Source organism: Halosimplex carlsbadense 2-9-1, from assembly GCF_000337455.1.
Classification (GTDB): Archaea; Halobacteriota; Halobacteria; order Halobacteriales; family Haloarculaceae; genus Halosimplex; species Halosimplex carlsbadense.
Map to the genome: position 1 here is coordinate 57990 of NZ_AOIU01000047.1, position 23867 is coordinate 81856.

17 protein-coding genes are annotated in these 23867 nt (G+C 66.2%); 7 read left to right on the forward strand and 10 right to left on the reverse strand.

Annotated elements, in window-relative coordinates; translation table 11 throughout:
- Nucleotides 1–46: 46 nt before the first annotated feature.
- From C475_RS20505 to C475_RS20515, 3 genes are all read right to left on the reverse strand, one after another.
- Nucleotides 47–1177 carry a segregation and condensation protein A gene (locus tag C475_RS20505; RefSeq protein WP_006885824.1) on the reverse strand — a complete coding sequence of 377 codons (1131 nt, stop codon included), beginning with the start codon at nucleotides 1175–1177 and terminating at the stop codon, nucleotides 47–49.
- Nucleotides 1170–4832: a chromosome segregation protein SMC gene (gene smc / locus C475_RS20510; protein ID WP_006885825.1), complete on the reverse strand. Its 3663-nt coding sequence runs from the start codon at nucleotides 4830–4832 to the stop codon at nucleotides 1170–1172. Before smc ends, C475_RS20505 begins: the two co-directional genes overlap by 8 nt.
- A 21-nt stretch (nucleotides 4833–4853) precedes the next feature.
- On the reverse strand, nucleotides 4854–5120 hold the full coding sequence (locus C475_RS20515) for a DUF7518 family protein (protein ID WP_006885826.1): 267 nt from the start codon (nucleotides 5118–5120) through the stop codon (nucleotides 4854–4856).
- A 368-nt stretch (nucleotides 5121–5488) separates the two neighbouring features.
- Between C475_RS20515 and gatB the strand changes: the two genes are divergently transcribed.
- Together gatB and C475_RS20525 are read left to right on the forward strand one after the other, a co-directional pair.
- Nucleotides 5489–6979 carry an Asp-tRNA(Asn)/Glu-tRNA(Gln) amidotransferase subunit GatB gene (gatB, locus tag C475_RS20520; protein ID WP_006885827.1) on the forward strand — a complete coding sequence of 497 codons (1491 nt, stop codon included), beginning with the start codon at nucleotides 5489–5491 and terminating at the stop codon, nucleotides 6977–6979.
- 118 nt (nucleotides 6980–7097) lie between these two features.
- Complete coding sequence (locus C475_RS20525; RefSeq protein ID WP_006885828.1) at nucleotides 7098–8243, forward strand: hypothetical protein; 1146 nt, start codon at nucleotides 7098–7100, stop codon at nucleotides 8241–8243.
- Nucleotides 8244–8270: 27 nt separating this feature from the next.
- On the opposite strand, the gene C475_RS20530 is transcribed toward C475_RS20525, so the two are convergent.
- The gene (locus tag C475_RS20530) at nucleotides 8271–10001 is read right to left on the reverse strand and encodes a sensor histidine kinase (RefSeq protein ID WP_006885829.1); all 1731 of its coding nucleotides are present in this window, start codon (nucleotides 9999–10001) and stop codon (nucleotides 8271–8273) included.
- Nucleotides 10002–10458: 457 nt separating this feature from the next.
- Between C475_RS20530 and C475_RS20535 the strand changes: the two genes are divergently transcribed.
- Nucleotides 10459–13050 (forward strand): DNA topoisomerase I, encoded by a 2592-nt coding sequence (locus C475_RS20535; protein WP_006885830.1) that lies wholly within the window; start codon nucleotides 10459–10461, stop codon nucleotides 13048–13050.
- Nucleotides 13051–13121: 71 nt separating this feature from the next.
- Here C475_RS20535 and C475_RS20540 read toward each other — a convergent pair whose 3' ends face one another.
- From C475_RS20540 to C475_RS25045, 5 genes are all read right to left on the reverse strand, one after another.
- Nucleotides 13122–13310, reverse strand: coding sequence for a hypothetical protein (locus C475_RS20540; RefSeq protein WP_006885831.1), 189 nt, complete (start codon nucleotides 13308–13310; stop codon nucleotides 13122–13124).
- Nucleotides 13311–13446: 136 nt separating this feature from the next.
- Nucleotides 13447–13902 carry a Rieske (2Fe-2S) protein gene (locus tag C475_RS20545; RefSeq protein ID WP_006885832.1) on the reverse strand — a complete coding sequence of 152 codons (456 nt, stop codon included), beginning with the start codon at nucleotides 13900–13902 and terminating at the stop codon, nucleotides 13447–13449.
- Between the two features lie 605 nt (nucleotides 13903–14507).
- The gene (locus C475_RS20550) at nucleotides 14508–14897 is read right to left on the reverse strand and encodes a type II toxin-antitoxin system VapC family toxin (protein WP_049931092.1); all 390 of its coding nucleotides are present in this window, start codon (nucleotides 14895–14897) and stop codon (nucleotides 14508–14510) included.
- Nucleotides 14894–15046, reverse strand: coding sequence for a hypothetical protein (locus tag C475_RS24550; RefSeq protein ID WP_006885834.1), 153 nt, complete (start codon nucleotides 15044–15046; stop codon nucleotides 14894–14896). Before C475_RS24550 ends, C475_RS20550 begins: the two co-directional genes overlap by 4 nt.
- Before the next feature lie 93 nt (nucleotides 15047–15139).
- Complete coding sequence (locus tag C475_RS25045) at nucleotides 15140–19432, reverse strand: Eco57I restriction-modification methylase domain-containing protein (protein WP_006885835.1); 4293 nt, start codon at nucleotides 19430–19432, stop codon at nucleotides 15140–15142.
- A 156-nt stretch (nucleotides 19433–19588) separates the two neighbouring features.
- Here C475_RS25045 and C475_RS20560 point away from each other — a divergent pair, with 156 nt between their 5' ends.
- The 4 genes from C475_RS20560 to C475_RS20570 all read left to right on the forward strand — a co-directional run bounded on the left by C475_RS20560 (nucleotide 19589) and on the right by C475_RS20570 (nucleotide 22719).
- On the forward strand, nucleotides 19589–20311 hold the full coding sequence (locus tag C475_RS20560; protein ID WP_049931094.1) for a phosphoglycerol geranylgeranyltransferase: 723 nt from the start codon (nucleotides 19589–19591) through the stop codon (nucleotides 20309–20311).
- Nucleotides 20312–20411: 100 nt separating this feature from the next.
- A complete protein-coding gene (locus tag C475_RS24095; RefSeq protein ID WP_161625233.1) occupies nucleotides 20412–20576 on the forward strand; it encodes a hypothetical protein in 165 nt (54 codons plus the stop codon).
- A gap of 120 nt (nucleotides 20577–20696) precedes the next feature.
- Nucleotides 20697–22001: an aspartate--tRNA(Asn) ligase gene (aspS, locus tag C475_RS20565; RefSeq protein WP_006885837.1), complete on the forward strand. Its 1305-nt coding sequence runs from the start codon at nucleotides 20697–20699 to the stop codon at nucleotides 21999–22001.
- A 94-nt stretch (nucleotides 22002–22095) separates the two neighbouring features.
- A complete protein-coding gene (locus C475_RS20570; protein WP_006885838.1) occupies nucleotides 22096–22719 on the forward strand; it encodes a hypothetical protein in 624 nt (207 codons plus the stop codon).
- 33 nt (nucleotides 22720–22752) lie between these two features.
- On the opposite strand, the gene C475_RS20575 is transcribed toward C475_RS20570, so the two are convergent.
- Nucleotides 22753–23589, reverse strand: coding sequence for a bacteriorhodopsin (locus C475_RS20575; RefSeq protein ID WP_049931096.1), 837 nt, complete (start codon nucleotides 23587–23589; stop codon nucleotides 22753–22755).
- Nucleotides 23590–23867 lie beyond the last annotated feature (278 nt).

Genomic DNA, 23867 nt, shown 5'->3' on the forward strand with positions numbered 1-23867 from the left:
TATCGGCGCCTCGGCCACATATTCGTGGCGACGAGCGACGCGACGGTCAGTCGGCGACGGCTTCCTCGGAGCCCGTGGCCGCGTTGGGGTCCTGGACCCACAGGTCGCCGAACATCTCGTCCTGGGTGAGCCGGACGTGGCCGCGGTGGGCCAGAAAGAGCAGGCCGAGGAAGGTGAGCACGCGCGAGCCGCCGGTGTCGGATATCTCGCGGTAGAGCACCTCCTCGCGGCCCTTGTCGTACTGCTCGCGCAGCGCGTCGTGGACGTCGTCGATGATCTCGTCGACGTGCTCCTCGTGGGCCGTGTCGGTCACGTCGGCGGCGCTGGGCTCCTCGTCCATCCGGAAGTCGTCGCCGCTGCGGTAGTCGAGCTCCTGGGTGCCCCGGTCGAAGCCCGCGGGCGAGCCGCTGGTGTCGTACTCGCGCGATTCCTTCCACCAGTTGTCCCGCTCGGCCTCCCGCAGGTCGCGAACGAGTTCGTCCAGCGTCTGGGGCATCCCGCGGGCGCGCCGGCGCTCCAGCCGGCGGTCCATCTCCGACTCCAGCGCGGCGAAGGGGTCGGGGCCCTCGAAGCCGTCGTCGGCCATCTCGCCGCCCTGTTCCCAGGGTTCCTCCCACGGTTCGTCCTCCTCCTCGCTCCCGTCGTCGAGCATCGCGTCGCTCTTCATCCGCAGGAGGACGCTCGCGTAGAACAGCGCCCGGCCGGACGTGCGCAGGTCGCCCTCGTCCAACCGGTCGAGGAACTTGTCCGTCACCGCGACGATGTCGATGTCCCACGGGTCGATCTCTCCGTCTTCGGCGAGGTTGACCAGGACCTCCACCGGCTCCTCGTCTTCCTCGTCCTCGCCGTCGCCGGCCGTCGAAGCCGCCGCGTCGGCCTCGGCGTCGATCGTGGGGTCGGGCTGGCCGTCCACCGAGGGGTCGCCGGTGACGAGGGTGTCGGTTGCCGCCTCGTCGCCATTCCCGTCCGACTCGTCGTCGCCGCCGAACGGGTTCTCGTCGCTCTCACTCGGCCGCTGGCGGTCCTCGTGGCCCGCGATGTTCAGCGGAATCTCGTCCTCGGCGTCCTCGCTGTCTCGCGGGTCATCACTCCGTTCCTCCCCGCTCGACTCGCTCTGCTCGCGGCTCGCTTCGCTCTCCGCTCGCGTGTCCGAGTCGCTTCGCGACTCGCTAGTCATCCGCGGGCACCCCCTCGGAACTGAGGTCGATACCCGTCACCGCGGAGATGTTGTCGCCCTGCATCGTCACGCCGATGGCCCGCTCTGAGCGTTCGAGCATCGCCGACCGGTGGGAGACGACGACAAACTGCGCCTTCCCGGCGAGCTCGTCGACCATCTCGCCCACCAGGTCGGCGTTCTTCGCGTCGAGGAAGGCGTCGACCTCGTCGAGCGCGTAGAACGGCGCGGGATTGTGCCGCTGGATGGCGAAAATAAAGGCCAGCGCAGTCAGCGACTTCTCCCCGCCGGACATCGCCGCCAGCCGCTGGATCGGCTTGTCGGCCGGCTGTGCCTTCATCGTCAGGCCGCCCTCGAAGGGGTCGTCCTCGTTCTCCAGGTGGAGCTGGCCGCTGCCGTTCGAGAGGCGTTCGAAGATGTCCCGGAACTGCTCGTCGATGGCGTCGTAGGCCTCCATGAACGTCTCCTTCTTGTTCTGCTCGTAGCGGTCGATCCGGTCGCGGATGCCCTCCGCCTCCTCGACCAGGGTCCCCTTCTTGTCCTGCAGGTCGTCGAGTTCCGCCTCGACGCGGTCGTACTCCTCGATGGCGAGCATGTTCACCGGCTCCAGCGCCTCCATCTCGCGTTCGAGGCGAGCGATCTCCGACTCGACCTCGTCGTGGTCGGGGATCTCCTCGGGGTCGTAGTCGCCCACGGCGGCCTCGAGTTCGTCGACCTCCCACTCCAGGCGCTCGGCCTCGTCCCGGCGCTCGTCGAGGTCGCTCTCGACCGCGCCGACCGCTTCTTTCTTCTCGTCGCGCTCGGCGCGGGCCTCCTTCAGATCCTCCTTGAGGTCCTCGCGCTCGTCTTTCAGATCGGCCAGCTCCGATTCGAGCTCGGCGACCGCCGCCTCTTTCTCCTCGAGTGTCTCCTCCTTCTCGGCGATCTCGCTCTCGAAGCCCTCGATGCGCTCCCGGTGTTTCGCCGTGCGGTTCTGCGCCGACTCGATTTTCTCCTGCAGGTCCTCGATGGCGTCCTCGGCGTACTCCTTCTCCAGTTGCAGTTCGTTCAGCTCGCCGTCGAGATCGTCTATCTGGCCCTCCAGGTCGTCGATAGCGGCGTTGATCTCGTCGGCGCGACTCGTCAGGTCCGGCAGCTCGGAGTCCTCGACCTCGCTCTCCAGGTCGTCGATCTCGGCCTCCAGTTCGTCGATCTCGGCGGTCTTGGCCTCGATGTCGGCCTCGATGGCGTCCATGTCCGCCGAGACCTCGTCGCGTTCGCTCTCGATTTCGTCGAGGCGCTCTCCGAGGTCCTCGATCTTCTCGCGGGTCTCCTCCCGTTCGGTCTCGCGCCGTTCGATGTCCGTCTCGATGTCCCGGACCTGCTCGGCGGCGTCCGATTCCTTGTCGCGGGCGTCGTCGAGGCGGTCCTCCACGTCACGCAGGTCCTCGCGGACGGACTGGCGTTCGTCCTCGAGGTCGTTGATGTTCGCGGCGATCCGTTCGATCTGACCCTGGCCGCCCGAGAACGAGTAGCGGGTTCCCTTCGAGGAACCGCCGGTCATGGCGCCGGATTTCTCGACGAGGTCGCCCTCCAGCGTGACCATCCGGAAGTCGCCCATCAGGTCCCGTGCGGTGTCCATGCTGTCGACGACGAGGGTGTCGCCGAGGACGTACGAAAAGACGCCCGCGTAGTCGCGGTCGAAGTCGACGAGGTTGGCCGCGAAGTCGACGACGCCGTCGTGGCTCGGCAGCGAGGGCAGCGAGCGGTTCTGCATCTGCGTGATCGGCAGGAACGTCGCCCGGCCGGCGCCCCGCGATTTCAGGTAGTCGATACACTGCTGGCCGATGCCGTCGTCGTCGACGACGACGTGGGCCAGGCGACCCCCGGCGGCGGTCTCGCAGGCCACCGCGTACTCGGGGTCGACGCCGCCCAGCTGGCCGACGGTCCCGTGGACGCCGTCGATGCCGCCGTTGAGGATGGTCGTCACCGCGCGGCCGTACGAGGAGTCGCCGTCCTGGCCGGCCTTCGCCTCCAGCTCGGCGTACTCCTGCTGTTTGGCCGTCAGCTCGTCTTCGATGTCGTCCAAGTCGTCCTGCAGCGCGCGGCGCTCGTCTTTCAGGTCCGAGACCACCTCGGCGATGGTCCCCTGGTTCTTCCGGGCTTTCTCCAGCTCGCCCTCCAGGTCGTCGATCTCCGCCTCGATCTCCGGGATCCGTTCTTCGAGGTCCTCGATCTCCGACTCGGTCTCTCGCTGTTCGTTCGACCGCCGACGGGCTTCGTCGAGCAGGCGGTCCTGCTCGCGCTGGAGGTCGTTCTTCTCGGATTTGAGTTCCTCCAGGCGCTCGCGCTTCTCTTCGAGTTCGTCTTTGACCTCCTCGAACTCCTCGCCGACCTCGTCGATGCGGGCCTGCACCTCGTCGAGTTCGCTCTCTCTCTCCTGCACGTCGGCCTTCAGCGAGGATTTCGAGACCTTCGTCTCGCGGATGTCCGATTCCAGGTCGTCGATGGTCTCCTGTTTGCGGTCGATCTCGACGAACGCCTGGCGGCGCTCGTTCTCGGCGTCCTCGATAGTTTCCTCGGCCGAGTCGATCTTGTCCTCCAGCCGGGAGATGTCGCCCTTGACCTCCTCCATCTCCCGCTTGATGGCGAGCTGTTCGTCCTCGCCCTTGCGCTCGATCTCGGCGTTGAGGTCGTCGAGTTCCTCGTCGAGCCGGACGACGCGGCCCTGGCGCTCGTCGAGTTCCAGCTGGAGGTCCTCGAGTTCGGCCTCCAGTTCCTCGACGGCGTCGGTGGCCGCGTCGAGCTCCTCGCGCTTGTCCTCCAGCTCGGCGGCCTTGCGGTAGCTCTCGTACTCGCTTTTCTCGTCGCGCAGGTCCTGGTACTCCAGGGCGGTCTCCCGTTCCTCGGAGAGCTGGTCGAGGCGGGTCTCCTTCTCCTCGACGCGGAGTTCGGCCTCCTCGATGCGCTCCTCGACGACTTCGAGCTCCTCGAAGGCGGATTCCTTCTTCTGGTCGAACTCGGCGACGCCGGCGATCTCGTCGATGATCTCGCGGCGGGCGCCGGGTGTCATGTTTATGATCTCGGTCACGTCGCCCTGCATGACGACGTTGTAGCCCTCGGGAGTGACCCCCGCCTGCGCGAGCAGGTCGCGGATNGTCATGTTTATGATCTCGGTCACGTCGCCCTGCATGACGACGTTGTAGCCCTCGGGAGTGACCCCCGCCTGCGCGAGCAGGTCGCGGATGTCCGAGAGGTTGACCGAGCGGCCGTTGATGTAGTAATAAGAGTAGTAGTTGTCGTCGGTCTCCTTGACCCGGCGGCGGATCGAGATTTCGTCGACGTCGCCGACGTTCTCGGTGCCTGCGGCGGTGACGACCTGCGACCGGGAGAGGGTGCGGTCGACGTTGTCGAGGATCACCTCGACGCTGGCCTCCCGTTCGCCGCCGGTCTCGGCGTCGTCGTCGGCGTGGCCGGGGTTGTAGATCAGGTCGGTGAGTTTCTCGGCGCGGATGCCGGAGGTCCGGGCCAGGCCCAGGGCGAACAGAACGGCGTCGATTATGTTGGACTTACCGGAGCCGTTGGGGCCGCTGACGGTGGTGAAGTCCTCGTAGAAAGGGATGCGAGTCTTCCGGCCGAAACTCTTGAAGTTGTCAAGGACGAGCTCTTTGATGTGCATGGTGCTCGCGATGGAGCGGCCCTAGGCGATGATGATGTCGCCGGGACCGCTCTCCGTGCTATCGTCTTCCTCGGTAGCCTCGGTTTTAGTCCTATCGGCCTCGACTTCGTCTGGAGATTCCGACGAGTCGACGGGCTCGTCGGGGGTGAACCCGATGTCCTCGTCGACCGCGTTCTCCAGCTCGCGGAGGCGGACCTTGCACTCGACGAGTTCGTCCGTCAGCCCCTCGACGGACGCCTCGAGTTCCTTGACGCGTGATTCGAGCTCCTCGACTCGGTTACCGCACATATCACTACGAGTGGTTTCCCCCGTCATAAACCTACGTCAGACATTCGCACCGATCCTGATAGGAACCGCCTACTCGCAGCGTCTCCGTGGCCGGAGCGCTCGCGCCGCTGGCACGCCCACTCCGCTCGGACCGACGCGTCGCTCGGCCGGTCGTTCGACCTCGACACGAAACACTCGTTTCACGTCCGATCCACGCATCTAACGGTCGTCTGTGCCACGATGATGGGTCGCAAACGTCTGTGACTGGCGGTCGCCACGCTCGTCGTTCGTCTGCTCGGCCCGACCGAGCGGCGATTGCGGCGGCGTCACGACCGGTGACGTTCGCTCGGGTCGTTAGCCTTTAGCCGGACGGTGCCGAATCGCGGGTAATGACCGCACAAGCCGTCGAGACGGGGGACCTCGCGACCGTCATCGGACTGGAGGTCCACGTCCAGCTGGAGACGGACACCAAGATATTCTGCGGCTGTTCGACCGACGTTGGCGACGACGAGCCCAACACCCACACCTGTCCCACCTGCCTCGGCCTGCCCGGCGCGCTCCCGGTGGTCAACGAGGGCGCCGTCGAGGCGGCCGTCAAGGTCGGCAAGGCCATCGACGCCACCATCCCCGAGGAGACGAACTTCCACCGGAAGAACTACTACTACCCCGACCTGCCGAAGAACTTCCAGATCACTCAGTACGACGCCCCGATCTGCCAGGACGGCGAACTCGAATTCTCAGTCGAGGGCGAGCGCCGGTCGGTCTCCGTTCGTCGGGCGCACCTCGAAGAGGACCCCGGTAGCCTCCAGCACAAGGGCGGCTCCATCGACACCGCCGACTACACGCTCGTCGACTACAACCGCGCGGGCACGCCCCTGATGGAGATCGTCACCGAGCCCGACTTCCGCTCGCCCGACGAGGTTCGCTCCTTTCTCGCGAAGCTCACGGAGGTGCTGGAGTATCTGGGCATCTTCGACGCCACCCGCGACGGCTCGCTGCGCGTCGACGCCAACCTCTCGATCGTCGACATGAGCGAGGTCGACGGCGAGGAGGTCGACGCGTCGACCCTGGAGGACGCCGACCCCAACCGCACGGAGGTCAAGAACATCTCCAGCCACAAGGGCGCGGAGAAGGCGCTGGCCTACGAGGAGACCCGTCAGCGCAACGCCATCCAGCGCGGCCGCGTCGTCGAGCAGGAGACCCGCCACTGGGACGAATCGAAGGGCGTCACCCTCTCGATGCGCTCGAAGGAAGAGGAGAAAGATTACCGCTACTTCCGCGAGGCCGACCTCCCGCCGCTGAAAGTCAGCGACTGGAAGGAGCGGCTGTCGATCCCGGAACTCCCCGATGCTCGCCGGGAGCGCTTCCAGGCGGAGTACGGCCTCAACGAGGAGGCCGCCGACAAGCTCACCTCCACGAAGGAGGTCGCCGACTTCTTCGAAGACGTGGCCGAGCGCTTCGACCCCGGCCTGGCCGCGACGTGGGTCGCCGACGAGCTGCTGGGGGAGCTGAACTACCGCGACATGGCGATCACGGATGTCTCGGGTCGGTTCGACGAGATCGAGCGGCTGGTCGAACTCGTCGCCGACGAGGAGATCACGACGAAGAACGCCCGCGAGACGGTGCTCCGGGAGATGCTCGACGAGGGCGACGCGCCGACGGAGATCGTCGAGCGCGAGGACCTGGGCAAGACCAGCGGCGACGAGGTCCAGGGGGCCGTCGAGGCGGCCATCGAGGAGAACCCCGACGCCGTCGCCGACTACCACGACGGCGACGACGGCGCCATCAACTTCCTCGTCGGACAGGTCATGGGCAAGACCGGCGGCTCGGCGGACCCCGGTGACGTGAACCAGCTGCTGCGTGCGGAACTGGACGGGTAAGCGCGGCGGCCCTCGCTCTCGCCGACTGTCGGGCTCCGTCCCTGAACTGTGAACGCTCGGTCGCGCTTTCGACGCGCGTATCAGAACGTCCTTTGTCGTCCGGTCCCGACGTTCGACAATGACACTCGGCCAGGCGATCGGAACCGGACCGACGGCCGCGGTCGGGAGCTTCGGGGGGTTCGACGCGGTCGTCGCCCACGCGGGCACGACCCACGCCGGGACGCCCCACTGGCTCCTCGGCGCGCTCGCAATCCTGGGGATCGTCGCGGGCGCCGGCGGATTGCAGGTGCTGCGCGACGGGACGCGGAGCGACCGCTTCGGCGCGGGACTCCTCTCGGCTGGCGCGATACTGGTCATCGCGGGGACCATCGGGCTCGTCGAGATCCAGATCGCGCCGGAAGCGACGCCGGACTGGACGCGGCTGTTCCCGGTCGTCAACGCCGTCTCGGCCATCGTCGTCGCGCTGGGGAGTCTCGTCGTCGTCCGCTGGAAGTGGCCCGAGCGCCCCCGCTACGTCGGGCTCGGCCTCCTGCTTTCGGCGTGGATCGCCTACCCGACGCTGCTGCCCCAGGAGGGACTGACGAACCCGCTCGGGTACTGCCTCGCCGCGGCAGTGCCCGCCGCCGTGATCTACGTCTTCTACCGCGACGCCGGCGCGGCGTTCCCGGGGGTGCTCACCGCGCGGATCCCGGCGCTCACCGCCGTCGTCACCTTCGGCATGTTCGGCGTCTTCTACCTGTTCTCGGCGGGGACGCTCTCGGTGAACCCCGACCTGACGGCCGACATGGTGGGCCAGGGCTTCGTCACCCCCTACCAGGTCGCCTCGCCGCTCGTGTACTGGCCGGCCCTGGAGTTTTACTTCCCCTCGATCCCCCTGTCGGGGTACGTCTCGCTGGGGTCGCTGCTGCTGGTGGGCATTCTCGGCGGGCTCGTCGCGAGCAACGCCGCGCTGGCGGCGCGCCAGCTCACGACCGGCGGGAGTGTCGACTCCCCGCGGGCGGTGATCGGCACCATCACGACCGCCGGCGCGACCGCCTGCGGCTGCTGTGCGCCCGCGGTCTACGGCGCGGCCGGCGCCGTCTTCGGCGCGGCGGCCACGCCGGTCTACTGGGCGTTCATGGATCCGTCGTCGCCCGTCGGCGGGCTCTTCTTCGCCGCGAGTGTCCTCATCCTGACCGGCAGCGCGGTCCGGGCGAGCCACGACCCCGCCTGTGCGATCCCGGCGGTCGACCGGCCCAGCGGCGAGCCCAGCGCCGGCGACTGAACGCGAGGCCGGTCGCGGTCCCCGACATCAGTCCGCTTCGGCGCTCGCGGTCGGAGCTGTCTCGGCCTCGGTGCCGGCCGGGAGCGTGACCGTGACGACGGTCCCGACCGGGTCCCTGTCGCTGAACGCGAGACGGCCGCCCAGTCGAGTCACGCCCCAGTTGACCGCCCAGAGGCCCAGTCCGCTGCCGTGTTCGAGCGGCGACTCCTCGCCCGACTCGATGACCGCCCGCTCGTGGTCGGGGAGTCCCGCGCCGTTGTCCGCCACCGAGATCCGGACGGCGCGCTCGTCGGGGACAGCCCGCGCGCCGACCGTGACGACCGGCGTCGGCGCGTCGTTGTGTTCGAGCGCGTTCTCGACGAGGTTGTCGAGGACCTGCGAGAGGAGCGTCTCGTCGGCGGCGACCGCTAGCGAGGTCGGGACGTCGACCGACAGCGTCGCCGCCGAGTCGGTCGTACGGTGGTCGTCGACGACCCGCTGGGCGACGGGGCCGACCGCGAGCGACGGGTCGGTGTCCAGCGAGCGCGCCATCATCCCCTCGACTTCGTGAGCGCGGTCGCCCAGGTCGGCGAGGTCGTCGGCGGTGTCGAGGATCGACTCGGCCATGTCCGTGTGGTCGCCGTCGCGCTCGGCGATGATCGACGCTCGGCCGATGATCGTCGAGAGTTCGTTGCGGAGGTTGTGCCTGACGACGCGGTTGAGCACGCTCAGCCGCTGTGCGCGGACCCGATCGCCGGTCACGTCCCGCAACACGACGACCTCGCCGGGCGAGCGACCGTACCTGTCGGTCACCGACGAGACGGTCGCCTCGAACTGCCGGGTCCGCCCGCCGACATCGAGGGCCACCGTCCCCGGTTCGGTGAGGGTCGCGCGGTCGACGCCGACGACGGCCCCGAGGCGCGCGCCGACGGGGTCGGGTCCGTCGACGCCGAACGTCTCGGCACCCGTCTCGTTGACGCGGACGACCCGCGCCCGCCGGTCGACGACGAGCACGGATTCGTCAAGTTCCGAGAGGACCGTCTGCGGTCCGAGCGTCCCCGCGGCGGGGGCGGCGTCGTCGAGGCCGCCCCGCGTCACCGCGAACGCGGCGGCACCGGCGCTGAGTACGTATCCGACCGTGGTGAAGCCCACGAGCGTCTCCGCCGGGACTGTCCCGTTCATCCCCGGCGCGAGGAAGTGCCCGACCCAGGGCCACGCGGGGACGAAGGAGAGCGCGACGGCCAGGCGCCTATCGAGGTGGTCGTAGCGGGCGACCGTCACCGCCAGCAGCGCGATACCAGCGAGCATCACCGCGCTCGCGAAGTAGAGCCCGACCTGTTCGAAGGCGCCCGCCAGCGCGAGGACCGCGGGGAACCGCGGCGTCGCCGTGAGGCCGCCGCCGCTCATCGCGCCCGCGGCCGAGGGGGCGAGGATGATCACCGTCCCGCCGGCGACGCCCAGCGCCACCGGCGTCGCGAACGCGACGCGACGCGGCCGCGAGGCCAGGTGCGGGAGGCCGTAGTACTCGACGACGAACCAGCCGAACGCGGCCGGGATCGCGAGGTACGCGACGAGCCACACGACCGACAGTCCGGTCGGGTCACCGGCCGCCAGCGAGTCGGCGACCGCGAGCGTCCCGACGACGCCGACGAGCGCCGCGAACGGCCGCAGCGCTCGCGTCCCGTCGGTCCGGTACACCGAGGCCGCGACGGCGAGCAGCACGGCCCCCGCCGCGGCCATCGTCACCCGCAGCGCGCCCGCGGCTATCACTCCGACCACCGCCCGTGGCCCGCTCGCGCGGCCGGTCCCGCGAGCGGCCCGCCCGTTCGACGCATGGACGTGTCCACGCCGATCGGTCACATAGGTGTTGTTCAAATTCCGTTGTGGATCCGGCCAAAAACGCCCCGAGACGGCTCGAAACGTGCTTCCGGTGACTGCCGTCCGTCCAGCGCCTCACAGCGGGAACCACGCGCCAGCGCGGCCCCCCGGCACGGCCAGCGCCTCGCTTGCGATACCCCGGCCGCGCCGGTGACGGGTGAGCCGTCGGACACGGGAATCCTCCGCACGTGCCCACGCGCGACGCACCCGCTCGCACACCCCTGCACGCGCTCTCGCTCGCGGGCGCTCGATCGCACGCACACGCCCGCTGTCGGCTGATTTCGCCCGAAACCTTTAGGACGGGGACCTCCCTATCGACACCCATGACTGCAGCCCGCGGAGCCGGAGGTGGCGCCCGGTGGAACTGATTATCACGGAGAAGAACAACGCCGCGCGGCGCATCGCGGAGATCCTGAGCGGCGGGAGCGCGACGACGACCCAGCGCAACGGCGTCAACGTCTACGAGTGGGGACTGACGACCTGCGTCGGCCTGTCGGGCCACGTCGTCGGCGTCGACTTCCCCGAGGAGTATTCGGACTGGCGCGACGTCGAACCCGTGGAACTGATCGACGCCGACATCGTCAAGTCGCCGACTCAGGAGAACATCGTCCGGACGCTGCGCCAGCTGGCCCGCGAGGCCGACGAGGCGACGATCGCGACCGACTACGACCGCGAGGGCGAACTCATCGGCAAGGAGGCCTACGAGCTCATCCGCGAGGAGACCGACGCGCCCGTCAAGCGGGTGCGCTTCTCGTCGATCACCGAGCGCGAGGTCAAAAGCGCCTTCGACGAGCCCGACGACATCGACTTCGACCTGGCCGCCGCCGGGGAGGCCCGGCAGGTCATCGACCTCGTCTGGGGCGCGGCGCTGACGCGCTTCCTCTCGCTGTCCGCGCGGCAACTCGGCCAAGACTTCATCTCCGTCGGGCGAGTGCAGTCGCCGACGCTGAAGCTCATCGTCGACCGCGAACGGGAGATCCAGGCGTTCGACCCCGAGGACTACTGGGAACTGTTCGCCGACCTGGCGAAAGACGGCGAGACCTTCGAGGCGCAGTACTTCTACGACGACGACGGCAGCGAGGCCGAGCGCGTCTGGGACGAGGCCGACGCCGACGAGGCCCACGAACGGCTGCGCGAGGCGACCAGCGCCGAGGTCACGTCGGTCCGTCGGCGCACCCGCACGGACAACCCGCCCGCGCCGTTCAACACGACGGCGTTCATCTCCGCCGCGGGCTCGCTGGGCTACTCCGCCCAGCGCGCGATGTCGATCGCCGAGGAGCTCTACACCACCGGTTACATCACCTACCCCCGCACCGACAACACGGTCTACCCGGAGGATCTCGACCCCGAGGAGCTGCTCGACGAGTTCACGATGACCCACGAGTTCGGGGACGACGCCGAGTCGCTGCTCGAACGCGACGAGATCGAGCCCACGGAGGGCGACGACGAGACGACCGACCACCCGCCGATCCACCCGACCGGCGCGGTGCCCGACCGCGACGAACTCGACGAGGACGAGTGGGAGGTGTACGAACTCGTGGTCCGTCGCTTCTTCGCGACGGTCGCCGAGGCCGCGACGTGGGAGCACCTGCGGGTCGTCGCCGCCGCCAACGGCTGCCAGCTGAAAGCCACCGGCAAGCGCCTGCTCGAAGCCGGCTACCACGACGTCTACCCCTACTCGTCGGCCAGCGAGTCGTTCCTCCCGCCGGTCGAGGAGGGCGACGCGCTCGACGTGACCGACGTGGAACTCGAGGCCAAACAGACCCAACCGCCCCGCCGGTACGGCCAGTCGCGGCTCATCCAGCAGATGGAGGACATGGGCATCGGGACGAAGGCCACCCGGCACAACGTCATCGAGAAGCTCTACGACCGCGGGTACATCGAGTCGGACCCGCCGCGGCCGACGTCGCTGGCGGAGGCGGTCGTCGAGGCCGCCGAGGAGTTCGCCGACCTGGTCGTCAGCGAGGACATGACCGCCCAGCTGGAGGCGGACATGTCCGCTATCGCCAACGGCGAGGCGACGCTCGACGACGTGACCGCCGAGTCCCGAGAGATGCTCGACAGAGTGTTCGAGGAGCTTCGCGACTCACGCGAGGACATCGGCGACCACCTCCAGGAGTCGCTGAAGGCCGACCGCCGCCTGGGTCCCTGTCCCGAGAGCGACCACGACCTGCTCGTCAGACAGAGCCGCCAGGGGTCCTATTTCGTCGGCTGCGACGGCTTCCCCGAGTGTCGCTACACGCTCCCGCTGCCGAGTACGGGCGAGCCGCTCGTGCTGGAGGAGGCCTGCGAAGAACACGGCCTGAACCACGTGAAGATGCTCGCCGGCCGGGACACGTTCGTCCACGGCTGTCCCCAGTGCAAGGCCGACGAGGCCGACGACACCGAGGACGAGGTCATCGGGCTGTGTCCCGACTGCGGCGACGAACACGAGGGGAACCTCGCGATCAAGAAGCTGCGCTCGGGCTCGCGGCTCGTCGGCTGTACCCGCTACCCCGACTGCGACTACTCGCTGCCCCTGCCCCGTCGCGGCGACATCGAGATCACCGACGAGTACTGCGACGACCACGACCTCCCCGAACTGGTCGTCCACAGCGGCGACGACCCGTGGGAACTGGGCTGTCCCATCTGTAACTACCAGGAGTACCAGGCCCGCCAGGCCGTCGACGACCTCGAAGATCTGGACGGCGTCGGCCCGGCCACGGCCGAACGGCTGGAGACCGCCGGCGTCTCCGAGCCGGCGGACCTCCGGGACGTGGACCCGGACGTACTCGCAACGGAGATCCAGGGCGTCAGTTCGAGCCAGATCCGCGACTGGATCTCGCAACTGCCGGAAGTCGACCCCGGCGACGACGACGACGACGACCCCGACGACACCGTGTCGGGAAGCGAAGACGGAGAAATCATGGACGATATCCGCGCCGAGGTCGAAGAAGTCGAAAGCGACTGAGCGCTCGACGTGCGTGGCGGTCTGAACGGCAGTTCGTCCGCCGCTTCTCGTTGCCCTTCAATCTCTGTCCGTCAGAAGCCGACGTGGCTGGTCGAACTCGGGCCGCTCTCACCGTCGTCGATCCCGCCGTCGTGTTCGAAGCTGTACTCCTCGTCGACCAGATACACCGCGCCGTCCGCCACGGCCACGTCGACGTCCGGGAGCGTCGTTCCGGCCGCCTGGCCGTTGTCACAGTCGCCCGAACACGCGTCAGGAACCACCTTTTTTCGCCTCGGGTTTCCTCGGTCGCCCAGGGCGACCTGCGGGAACCGCTCGACGAAAAAATCTGGACCAAAAAAGGCCGGACGCTTCGCTCGTTTCACTCGCTCGCGTCCGGTGAGTGCGCTCGACCGCAGTTCAGAACCCGACGTGACTCGTCGAACTCGGCCCGTCGTCGCCGTCGTCGATCCCGCCGTCGTGTTCGAAGCTGTAGTCGTCGTCGACCAGATACACCGCCCCGTCCGCCACGGCCACGTCCACGTCCGGCAGCGTCGTCCCAGCCGCTTCGCCGTTGTCGCAGTCGCCTGAACACGCGTCGAACATCGAGCCGTGCTTGGGACAGATTATCTCGCCGTCGCGCATGGGGACGCCGCGGCCGGTGTCGAAGCGCTGGGCCTCGTGGGTACAGCGGTTGATCCACGCCGCGACGCCGCCCTCGTCGTCGACCGGCGTGCCGCCATCGGCCGCCACGTCCTCGTCGCAGGGGACGACGATGATCTCCTCGTCCATGTCGAAGGAGTTGGTCGCCGTGAACAGGAACGATCCGTCTTCGCGCACTTCCTCGACCGTCGTCAGTCGCGCGCCCGCTGGCATTATCCGTCGATAGGACGGCGCCGAGTTAGGTCTGGCGGCGACGAACCGACGACCTGTCCACGTCGGCGCGCGCTGGAGCGCGCGTTCATGCGCGCGACGACACCGTGCGAGGGATGAGGAGCGCAGCGGAGCGAGTAGCGAGGGAGCGGAGCTCCCTTGGGCCATGCGGGCGACCCGCGGGTCGCCCGCAGACACCGCAATCGGCTGGGGAAGTTCGTGGCGGTCTGCGGTGCTGTGTGTGACGGTCGCGGTCCCTGGCGGACTGAAAGGGCGAGGCGCGCTCGCGTTCACGTGGTCGTCTGAGCGACCTCTATCCGCGCGGGCGGTGCCGAGAGCGCGGATATGTCGCTTAGCGGCCGCGAGCGGGTCGAGGGCTTTCATCGCTTGCTGTCCCTGACCGTCAATGGGCCAGCTAGCGAGCGGGTCGAGGGCTTTCATCGCTTGCTGTTCCCGACGGTCGAGTCGACTGTGAGCGAGCGGGCCGAGGGCTTTCACCGACGGCCATCTGCAACTATGCCGAACCCGGACGGAGTATTACATGCGGGTACCGGGTTGACCGCGCACAATCGTGCGATCGATCTCGGACTGTCTCATAATAATCCGGGTCAGAGTACGTCGGTAGGATGTTCGGCACCGTGTTCGATCAGCTCGCTATCGAACGAGACGAGCGTCGCATCGACCGCGTCCGCGGCGGCGAGGACGAGCGCGTCCATCGGGTAGAGCAGCGTCTCCGACTGAAGTTGATTGGCTGCGACCATGTCGGACGCGTCGGGAACGGTGACCGTGGCACGGGTGGTGATCCGGTTCTCGATTCGCTCGATCCGGTCGCGTTCGAACTGCTTTTTCTTCGTGAGAACGCTCCGGAGTTCCATCAGGTTCAGAACGGAGACGTACGCCTCGTCGACTTCGTTGAGTAGTTCGACCGCGTCCTCGGATCGGTCGGTATCGCGCGTGACCGCTGCCACGAGGACGTTCGTATCGAGAAGTAGTTTCAGAGCCGCTCGCGAACGTCGCGAACCGCCTCGACGGAGTCGGTTTCGGCGTCGACGGCCAGCTCCGCAAGCGCGTCACCGAGCGGGACGGTTTCGTCGTCTTCCGGGTCCGAACCCATGAAATCCCGGAAGTCGTCCGTCGTGAGACTCATACGACTGGGTTGCACTGCCCGCCGCAAAAGCCTGCTGGTGGCTCGGACATCGGTACGCCCGACAATCGGCCCCGCGGCCGCCTGCGCTCGCCGCTACTCCCCCACCGCTTCCTCGACGATAGCGATCTCGTCGTCGGTCAGCCCGTACAGTTCGTACACGATCTCGTCGATCAGGTCGTCGGTGCGTTCGATCTTCCGTTCCAGTTCCGCCGCCCGGTCCATCGTCTCGCGGTAGCTCGCCAGCCCATCTTCCACGTCGGCGACCCGCGGCAGGGTCAGCGAGCGCAACCGATCGACCAGCGAATTCGTCTTCGTCGCCGTCTCCCGGAAGTCCGCGAACCCACCGGCCTCGTCGACGGCGACGGGCACGAACGCCTCGATCAGGTCCGCCTCCGTCTCGGTGAGGTCCGTGATCCGCAGGGCGGGGAGCGGGTCCGTTTCGGTGTAGCCCCACTGGTCGGTCTCGTAGGCGTCCTCGTCGTCGGGCTTGTAGCGTGCGGTGAGCCGGATCTCCACGGTCGTGTCGGATTCGCGGTGGACCGTCGCCTCGCCGACGCGGAGGTTGGGTTTCTGTTCTGCTGTTTCTTGGAGAATGGAGTCGGCCGAGTTCTCGGGCGGTTGAGTGAGGCCGATCTCAGCGAGTGTTTGGCCGTCGGAGTAGGTGCCGAGGTGATCTAGAAGATCTAAATTCAGTTCTTCCAAGTTTTCCTCAAAGAGCATCATCTCTTTACAGCAATGGGATATAAAACTCTCCTTCAGATTGAAACTGCTATTCCTCTGAATCCGTTCCCTTATGCCATCTATACTTACATTTCCTTCCACAAATTTAGAAAACTGGCTTGGAATAGTTTGCGTGTCCTCTTCGGTAGCAGACCCATTCTTGTCTGAGGGTAGTGGTATCGAGAACGGATACAAATACTCGCTTCTAAACGTGTAATATCCACCTCTGAATGTAGACCCGGTATTCGTCATAAAGAACCAAAATACCGAACTATTCAGAACTCCTAATAAATATTCTACCGACACCGGTGTATCTTCTTCGAAGGGGATCCCCTCAATGTCTGTATTATGGTATATGCCGCCCGGTTTAACGGTAAACTCTGGTTGGTTCCCAAGCCGAGGAGTGATTATATATTCTCGCTCATAATCTGTGAGGTTCTTTGGATATACGTAATCATACCACTCTTCATGATCCATTTTGCCGCCCTCTCGCTGTCGCAGCGTTTCTTCGTGATCTTTTAGATATTGATACGTCTTCGGATACTCTGACTCCATTTCCTTTTCACCGACAAACTCAGCTAAAGAATCGTCCTCTTGTTGTTGAATCTGGTACGGGAATATAACTGAAAGACGGGGATTCACTTGTCTATATCTGTCAGAATCGTTCCCTTTGAGCATTGGTTTAAGAAGATCTGATTCCAGTTCAAACACTTCATCACTACTCTGGCGCCTGACTTTCTGATATCCGTCTCCAGTTTCGATATTTTCTAAGATATATACTGAGTCTGCGCTCGTGGCGAGTCCTTGAAACACTTTTTCGGCTACATTCACTAGGTCTTCGCCATTCGAGTCGATTTTCTGTAATACCCTATCGATATGCGGTGGCGAAAACACCCATTTTTGTTCGGAGTAGTCCGCTGAAATAGAATTAAACGGTAATTTTCCGTCTACAGATAGTGTCTCTGGCTTGATTTCTGTATACTCAAACTGCTCATGCTCAGACCCGCTAAGGAGTAAGATACAAGTGTAGATGGTAGCATCCTCAAACACCTGATAATCCCCAAAAGATACGACTTTGCGTAGCGATCTGTCTTGAGAGATTACCTGACGAAGTCCTTCCCCAAAGCTACTCTGGAAGAATTTGTGTGGTTCAATGTATCCTAAGTAGCCATTTTCGCTCAGTAGGTCAGAGCCCTTCTCGGTGAAGCACACATAGAGATCGAAATTCCCTATCGCCGATTGGTATTCTCCGGTCAAGTAATCTGCTTGGCTGGGGACAGCTTGTCGTAATTCTTGAATCTTCACGTAGGGTGGATTACCAAGAACTCCACCAAAGCCGGCTCCATCAGAGACATCCCCATCATTATCAAAGAACACCTCGGGGTACTCCAGTTCCCAGTGGAAGAAGTCCTCCCGTTCGGCCACGGACTGCGCCTCGGAGAACCACGGCTCTCCCTCGATCTCGGCCCACTCGTCTTCGTCCTCGATAGCGCCGGCCATCTCCTCGTAGGCATTCTCAGGTACGTCGACGCCGAACTCCTCGGCGGTGTGGACGTTTGCCAACTCGAACAGCCGTTGGTACAGCGGGTCGTCACGGATCTCGTCGTACAGCTCCTCCATCGACTTGATGTCTTTCAGTTCCTCGTTGTCGATGGCGAGCAGTTCCTGCATCAGGTCCATGACGTGGTCGAGCGTGTCCTTGCGCACCCGCTCTAACGCCTCGAATAGCGTCAACTGTCCGTCCTTCTGCTCGGAACCGTTGCTCAGCACCTCCGTGATGTCCGACCCGACCAGCGAGTTCCCCGTCTTGAGCCGGTGGTCCAGAAACGCGAGCGGCTTGTCCGCCGCCAGCGTCTCCAGCCACATCGAGAGCTTCGCCAACTCGACGGCCATGCCGTTCACGTCCACGCCGTAGATGCACTCCTTGGCGAGCGTGCGCCGGATCACTTGCTCGTCACGACCCTGTTCGCCTTCCCGGACGACCTCCATCACTTGCTCGGTGAGATAGCCGACCGCTTTCGTGAGGAAGTGTCCCGACCCCATCGCTGGATCGAGGACCGTCAGGTCCTGTACCTGCCTGTAGAACCGCCCGAAGTACGTCGGGTCGCCCGGTTCCAGCCCATCCTCGCGCAACTCCGCGTCGATGTCGTCGATCAGCGGGTCGACGGTCTCCTCGACGATGTAGGCGACGACGTAGTCGGGGGTGTAGTAGGCGCCGGTGGCCTTGCGCTCGCCGTCGTCGTTGACGACGAACAGTTCCCCCGACTCGACCGTCTCGACGGCCTCGGCGACGCTCACCTCCGTCGCGGGCTGCCAGACCTGGCCGCCGTCCTCCGCGACGGCGGCGTAGGCCTCCGGCGCGATGCGGAACTCGTGTTCGAGCAGGCCCTCGTAGATGCTGCCGAGGTGGCGAGTATCGAGGTCGGCGTAGTCCGCCAGGACGAACGAGCCCTCGTCGTCCTCCGTCGTCCCCAGTCGGTAGATCACCTCGGCGATGTAGCGGTCTGCGACCTGATTCTCGGCGAGGAACTCGTGGCTGTCGTCGTCGAACAGGCCGCCGTTGTACGGCGGGATGCCCAGCGACTCCTCGCCGGAGTCGACCAGCCGAAAGAGGTCCTCCAGGCGGCTCCACATCGAGGTGGAGTGCTCGCTGTAGTCGGCCAGCGACCCGCCGCCGTCGACCTCCTCGTGGACCTCCAGCCGCAACGCGTCGAGGCTGAAATGTTCCTCGTACTCCGAGACGGCGTCGGGGTCGTCGGGATGGATGAGTCCCCGCGACTCCGCGTAGAGGACGAACATCAGCCGATACAGCAGGACGAGCGACTGCTCTTTCAACTCCTCCAGCGCCGCGTCGTCGTCGGGGTGGATGTCGAGGTCGTTCGTCTCGACGAAGCCCTCGCCGAGCACCCGGAGGCCGGTGAAGACGTTGTCCTGCAGGTCCTCGCCGAGTTCCTGGGCGGCCGTCTCGCTCTCGGACCAGACGGTGTCGAGAAAGCACGTCCCGGCGGTCTCCCGGAACGCCCCGGGGCGGAAGAAGGCGAAGAAGTACTTGAACTGCTCGACGCTGCCGGAGGCGAGCAGTTCCGGCAGGTCGACCTCGTAGTAGGTCTCGGTGGCGTAGTCCTTGGTCCCGTAGAGGCGCCACTTGCGGCCGTCGGTCAAGACTCCCCAGCGCATCCGCTCGGGGGTGTGTTCGAGGTAGTACTTGATCTGGTGGGAGGCGTCGCGGTACGAACGCTGTTCGCTGAACCGCGCGGAGAAGTCGGCGCCCCACTGTTTCGCTTCGAGGACGGCCGCTGCGGTCCCGTACATCGCCTCGGGTTCGCCCTCTTTCTTCCGGAGCGCCCCCTCCCTGCGGTCGTCGTCGGACTCGAAGAGGAGCCGATCGTTGTACCCGCCACTGTCGGGGAGGGTCGTCTCGGACATCGTCCCGAATCCGAGGACGTCGAGCACCTCGTCGATCCACGAATCGAGCAGCTCGTCTTCCTTGTACGACGGGAGGAGATCACCCTCCAGTTCCCACAGTTCTCGCAGTCGCTCGAACGCTTCGCGGGCTTCCTCGTCGCAATCCCAGGCGTCCAAGTCGGCGACACGCTCGTCGAGATAGTAGTTAGAGAAGAGATTCGAGTTCTGATAGGGTGTCGACGAGAGGGTCGCCTGGCTCATCGGATACCCCTATCTCCTGTCGGCGATCACCAAAAACGTAGGTGCTCCGGCGGCCTCTGTGCCGGGTTTCGGCGGTGAATCAAGTGACAGGTCCGTCGAGATGTTACACTGGTCCCATCCGAAGCGGTTTTATCGCCCCGCGGGGAGTGTGGGAGTATGCAGAGGCCGTGGGACGACTGGGATCACGTGCTGAAGGTCGACCCGGACAAGGATCTGGTCGACGGGGAGACGTACGCCGACGTCGTCACCTGTGGCACGGACGCCATCGAGGTGGGCGGCACGACGGGCGTCACCGAGGAGAAGATGGCCGACGTGGTCGAGGCCTGCGCCGAGTACGACGTGCCGCTGTACGTCGAACCCTCCAATCCGGCCAACGTCGTCTACCGCGGCGGCGTCGACGGCTACCTCGTGCCCGCCGTCCTGAACGCCGGCGACATCGCCTGGCTCACGGGCGTCCAGAAGGAGTGGGTCCGCATCGACGACGACATCGACTGGGACCACACCTTCACCGAGGGGTACATCGTCCTCAACCCCGATTCGGCCGCCGCGAAACTGACCCAGTCCGACTGCGACCTCGACCCCGCGGACGTGGCCGCCTACGCCGAAGTGGGCGAGCGGATGCTCGGCCAGGAGATCGTCTACGCCGAGTACTCGGGCACCTTCGGCGACCCCGAGGTCGTCGCCGCCGCGGCCGACGCGCTGGCGGAGGCCACGCTGTTCTACGGCGGCGGCATCCACGACTACGAGTCGGCGAACACGATGGCCGACCACGCCGACACCGTGATCGTCGGCGACCTGGTCCACGAGGAGGGGGTCGACGCCGTCGCCGAGACCGTCGAGGGCGCCAAAGACGCCAAGGCGGCGACCGTCTCCGAGTAGGTCCGCCTCCACACCCGCCTTCTCCCGACCGTCCGGTGCTGGATAGCGCCGCCGCAAGGTTCAATTGCGTCCGGTCCTGCGCTCCGGATGGTGTGATACCATGTGCCACGAATACACGTCCCGGGTCTGGGACCGCGAGCGCGCCGACAGCGAGGCCGAGCCGGCGTCCGAATCGGGCGAGGAGCTACCGGAGTTCGCCAACGAGGACGGCAGCGACGACGTGGAGGTCCTGACGGACGGCGGCGACGACAACGACGAGTCGTAACCCATCGCGTTTTTTCGCGGGTGTCGTACGACCCTCACCGACGGGAGTATCCGTCGGTGGCGTGGCAACCGGTGACGGCGAAGGACTGTCCTTAAGTCGAGCCCCCCAGAAGCCACTCCCATGGACGACCGTACCTACACAGCCGAGGCCGAGCCGGGCGAGACCGTCACAGTCGCCGGCTGGGTCCACGAGATCCGCGACCTCGGTGGCATCGCCTTCCTCATCCTCCGGGACACGACCGGCAAGATCCAGGTCAAATTCGAGAAAGACGAGATGGACGACGACCTGGTCGACACGGGATTAGGCGTCCACCGCGAGTCCGTCGTCGCCGTCACCGGCGACGTCGAGGAGGAACCGCGCGCCCCGACCGGCGTCGAGATCACCCCCGACAGCCTCGACGTGGTCGCCGAGGCCGACCCCGAACTCCCGCTCGACCCCTCCGGGAAGGTCGACGCCGACCTCTCGACGCGCCTGGACAACCGCACGCTGGACCTGCGCAAGGACGAGGTCCAGGCCATCTTCGCGATCCGCGCGGAGGTCCTCCGCTCGGTCCGCGAGGCGTTCCGCAACCTCGACGCGACGGAGATCAACACGCCGAAGATCGTCGCCACCGGCACCGAGGGCGGCACCGAACTGTTCCCGATCACCTACTTCGGCCAGGAAGCGTTCATGAACCAGAGCCCGCAGCTGTTCAAGCAGCTGATGGTCGGCTCCGGCCTGGAGCGGGTCTTCGAGATCGGTCCGATCTTCCGCGCCGAGGAACACAACACGCCGCGACACCTCAACGAGGCCACCTCGATCGACTTCGAGTCGGCCTTCTACGACCACACCGAGGCGATGGACGCCTGCGAGACCATCGTCAAGGCCGCCTACGAGGGCGTCGCCGAGAACTGTCAGGACGAGCTCGAAGCGCTCGACCTGGACGAGGAGTTCGAGGCGCCGGCGGGTGACTTCCCGCGGCTCACCTACGAGGAGGCCATCGAGCGGATCAACGCGACGGGCGAACTCGACGAGCAGCTCGTCTGGGGCGACGACCTCCCGACCGAGGGCGAGCACGCCCTCGGCCAGGACGTGGGCGAGCACTACTTCATCACCGACTGGCCCAGCGAGATCAAGCCGTTCTACATCAAGGACCACGACGACGACGAGCAGCTGTCGACGGGCTTCGACATGATGCACCCGACGATGGAACTGGTCTCCGGCGGCCAGCGTGAGCACCGCTACGACCACCTCGTCGAAGGGTTCGAACAGCAGGGGCTCGACCCCGAGCAGTTCGACTACTACACCAAGATGTTCAAGTACGGGATGCCGCCCCACGCCGGCTGGGGCCTCGGCGGCGAGCGCCTCGTCATGACGATGCTCGGGCTGGGCAACATTCGCGAGGCGGTGCTGTTCCCGCGAGATCGCCAGCGCCTCTCTCCGTAGAGCCGCTCGATCTCGCTGCGTTCGCGACAGGCAGCGCCTGTCGCCGTAGCGCGCAGCCGTCAACGTTTTTCGGCACCACCTCCGAAGCCAGTCCGTGGAGTGGACGGCTTACACGTTCGAGTGTGCTGACGAGGCGGCCCGCGAGTCGCTGGTGGCGTGGTTCGACGACGAGCACCCGGTCGACGCGCCGGACGACGAAAGCTGCGTCCACGGCGACCTCGTCGACGGTGACGGGACCGAGCGGGCGGCCGACCTGGCGTGGGTCGCCGAGTACTGTTACGTCCTGACCGGCGACCCCGTCCCGGGCCTGCTCGTCGAGAGCGCCGACCGCTGGGAGCGGGCGGCGGTCGGGACCTTCGATTCGGAGACGGAGACCTGCACGGAGGCCGTACTCTACCGGTCGAACGGCGACGACGCGCCGGCCGAGGTCGCCCGGTACGAAGGCGAGGACGGGCTCGCCGGGCAGGACATGCTCTATCGGTTCGCGATGGCCCACCGGTTTCGCTTCCGCGCGTTCGCCCACGCGCCGCCGGCGCCGATGCTCACGGAGCTATTCGGCGCGTTCGACGCCGTCGCGGGCATGGGGTGGGGGAGCGACCTGCTGGCGGAGTTCGAAGCCGAGACCGGCGTCGAACCCACCGCCCGCGGCGTCGAGTTCCTCGAAGCGGACCCGGTGCTTGACGACGGCGAGTTCTACGAGGCCGCCGGCGAGGAGTGACGAGCGGCGGGTCGCGGTCGACGAGCGACCGAATCAGTCGTCGTCGACGGCCGCGGCGCCGCTCCCGGCGCTGCTTCCGAACCCGGCGGTCTCGACCACACTCTGGTTGGCGGCGACCCAGCGCAACAGCAGGAACGCGAAGATGTACTTCGCCCCGATGTCGAGCACGGAGTAGGCCCACGACGTGAGCCCGACCGACTCGACCAGCGCCAGTCCCTCGATGCCCACTGCCCAGATGATCGGGTATCCGAGCCACAGCACGACCGTCAGCGCGCGCAGTGTGCCGAATATCTCGTCGGTGCCCGCCGCGCTCGCCGACTCGGGCCACTCGACGAGGACGGCGTACAGCACGACGACGAAGAAGGCGCAACTGATACCGTAGAACACCCACCGGAGCGCGTACGAGGAGGTGACCAGCGCCGCGGCCAGCCCGGTGACGCACATCCCGATGTCGGCCGCGACGACGGTGAACAGGCTTCCGAGGTCGACGTCGGCCAGCAGTCCAAGCGCGATGAGGATCATCGGCGTCGAGAGCGCCCACGTCAGGTAGCGGCCCCACTGGCTCATGACTTCCTCGCCGGCCAGCGCGTGCCCGGCCGGCATCTCGAGATAGCCGACCGTCAGCCCCGAGACCAGCCCGGTGTAGCTCGATATCGAGACCAGCGGGATCATGAGCGTCGCCCCGAAGATGAGTTTCCCGCGCGTCCCCTCGACGTTCCGGCCCATGTACACGAACAACAGTATCGACAGCCCCGCCAACGCGATGTTCGCCCACAGCGACGACGACAGGAGTACGTCGTTGCTAATCTCACTGAACACTTCGGACTGTGTGGCCTGCAACGCGACCCCGCCCGCTGTAACTGGTGGCATACGCCCGGAAATTCGGCCCCTGTGGTATTGTACCTCGTGCCAAACTATGCAGGGTCGCGGCGCACTGACCCCACCCAAGCGGTCTCGTGAGCCCGCGTCAACCGCGATATCATCTCTGGCGCGCGGACGCTACTCCCCGACCGCACCGACCGCCTGCGACCGCATCTGCGCCCATCTTTTTCCCGGAAGGGGTATCCTCGCGCTCTGCGAGCGCTGCGGGTACCCCTCCGGCAAAAACATGGGTGAAAAAGCGGGCCCTCACTACGTTCGGTCCCGAG